This window comes from Chloroflexota bacterium (genome assembly GCA_026713825.1).
Lineage (GTDB): Bacteria > Chloroflexota > Dehalococcoidia > Lucifugimonadales > UBA1127 > UBA1127.
On record JAPONS010000097.1, the window covers coordinates 1 to 2,679 of the forward strand.

2 protein-coding genes are annotated in these 2,679 nt (G+C 69.9%); both read right to left on the reverse strand.

Features of this window, described 5'->3' with window-relative positions:
- Positions 1-1,020, reverse strand: a 1,020-nt coding sequence (locus OXC99_11760) for a hypothetical protein (GenBank protein MCY4625659.1), incomplete at its 3' end; no start/stop codon positions are given.
- Positions 1,021-1,072: 52 nt separating this feature from the next.
- The coding region (locus tag OXC99_11765) for an ATP-binding protein (protein MCY4625660.1) at positions 1,073-2,679 on the reverse strand (1,607 nt) is incomplete at its 5' end.

Sequence of the window (2,679 nt, forward strand, 5' to 3'; positions counted from 1 at the left end):
GCAGGCCGCGCGGCGCCCGCCCAGGACGCGGCGCCTGCCGAAGAGGCGGGGGCTGGAGGGGTGCAGCATGGCGGGAGCGGGAGCGGCGGGCATCCCCCGCCCCGCCCTGAAGCTCGCTCCTGCGGGATTGTCGTAGTGGCGGTAGGCGGCGGCCACCGGCTCCAGCAGCTCTCTCGCCCGGTGAGCCCGCGCGTCGCCGGGCAGGATGGCCGTCACCTGGATCTCGGCATCGTAAGCGATGCGGGAGACCTTCTCGCGCATGAGCTGGGGGTCGTAGACGGGCGGGCGCTTGAAGAACCGTGCCTTCACCCATCCCGCGGCGATGAGTCCGGCCGTGACTGCGAGTCCCAGCAGGACGGCCTTCCAGGTCTCGTCCGCCTGGATCCACTGATACGCCTTCAGGGCGATGAATGCGCCGATGCCGAGGACGGCCATGCCGAGACCGCCCGCTGCCTGCGGAGTTCCTGCCTGAGGGGGTTGCGCCGTGCCGGGTGCAGGCCGCTCGTGGACGAGCCGCTGGTGGTGCTCCGCCCACCCGGGGCCGAGAGAGCGCAGCAGGAGGCGGGCGACGACGCGTTCGCCGTCGCGCAGGCCGGAGAGTGCGCCCATGAGGGCGATGAGGGGGTCGGAGCCGGGGTCGAGGAGGTCGTCGTCCCGGAAGGTGCGCAGCGGGACGTATTCGGGGCCGTCGGCCCGGAGCGTCATGCTCCACGCCTGCTCTCCCTCAACCAGGAGCAGGGGGTCGTCCTCGGTGGGTATTCCCTGTATCTGGGCCTGGGGGTAGCGGGCGGTGATCTGAGCGCGCACCACCTGGTCGTCCAGGCAGCGGATCAGGAGAGTGATGCCGTCTGCGTTCCCCGCGAGTTCGAGGGAGAACGGCTCCGGGACGGCGATGGAGGCGAGGAGGTTCTCGACGGCGAGGAGCGTGCGCTCGCCGGAGCGCGGCGGCGTCACCGCCAGCAGCACCGGCGGCTTCTCCGTGTGGTCGTCGTTGTTCCTGTTGAAGAGGTTCAGTTTCATGCGAGTCTTCCTTTCTGTGCAGCTGATGCACGTCGTTGTCAGTCGTGCTCGTCTAGTGCCTTCCGGGCCGCCACTCGATGACATCGGCCTCCTCCGGCGTGGCCTCGATGCGGACTGGGAATCTTCCTCCGCGCGCGAGGAGCAAGCCGTCACCTCTCGGGCAGGAGAGCAGCCAGCGCTGCAGGTCGACGGGCAGGTCGAAGGCCTCCCCCACGGTTGAGATGGCGGCGGCATCCTGCTGCAGCAGCAGCTTGAACGCGGCGTTCTGCAGGAGCGCCCTGCCTGAGTGGCCGGTGATGGCGCGGGAGGTGTCCTCGGAGAGGAGGTCCTGCACGTCCTGGGTGATGAACTGCAGCCCCAGGCGGTGCTTGCGGGCGCGCTTCGCCATGGAGACCATGAAGGCCGCACCCTCGGGGTGCTGCATGATGCTCCACACCTCGTCGACCACCAGCAGGCGGGGTTTCGGGTTCTGGGCCGCCGCGGCCCAGACGGTCTCGGTGCTGACCATGGCGGCTGCGGGGCGCAGCTCGGGTTCGAGGAGGCGGAGGTCGAAGACGGTGACGAGCGCCTCGTTGTTGAGCAGGTCGTCGCCCTCGTCGGAGAGCAGATGCCGGAGGCTGCCGGTGGCGAAGGGCCGCAGCAGCCGGGCGAGAACCGGATCCTCGCCGTCCTGCAGGAAGGCGTAGAAGTCTTTGAAGCCGGTGCGTTCGCGCGGTTCTGCGTAGTAGCCCGCGAGCGCGTGGTCGAGGGCGGAGCGGCGCTCGGCGCTGAGCCGCTCGCCGACCATCACCTCGATGAGTCTGCGGAGGCTGCCGATGCGGAGCAGAAGCTCCTCGGCATCGCCCTGATTGATGACGAAGGGATTCATGCCCTGTCCTGGGACGCCGGGAGAGAGGACGCGGCCTCCCGCGGAGCGTGCCATGTCGGCGTATTCGCCCTCCGGGTCGATGACGTAGGCGGTGATCCCCCGGGTCAGACCCCGGAGCATGCCGAGCTTGGTGGAGAACGACTTTCCGCTGCCGGAGCGGGCCAGGACGGCGGTATTGGCATTCAGATGCGTGCCGTCCCACGGGTCGTAGACGATGGGGGAGCAGGCCCGCAGATCGATGCCGTACAGTGTGCCGCTGCGGGTGTCGAGATCGGGAGGAGAGAAGGGGAAGAGGCGCGCGATCGACGAGGTGTCCAGGCTGCGCCACTCGGCGACCGCGTTCATGGCGATGGGCAGCGTCGAGAGCATGCCCACGCGCTGGCGGAAGGGGAGCGTATCGAGCTTCCCCAGCGTGGCGGCGAAGTGGGCCCGAGCCCGTTGGGTCATCTCCTTGAGCGCATCGTCCTCCCTCGCATGGAGCGTGATGGAAAGCGACGAGTGGAAGAGCCGCTCGCGCCCGCGCTGTATCTCGTCGCGGAGCCGGGTGATGTCCTCCAGCGCGATCTCGGCCTCGGGGGACATGGTGCGTCCCCGGCGCAGGGAGAGCGACTGTGCGGACTCGAAGCGCACCTTCTGCCACTCCAGGGTGCGGGCGGCCTGCTCGGCGGGTATGGGGCCGAGGTGGATGGCGAGGTCCATGGGGGCTCCGGCGGCCATGAGCCCCTGCAGGAAGCCGGGAGCGAGGGCGCGCGGCCAGCGTCCGCGGTGGAGCGAGCGGGGGGGGGGGACGC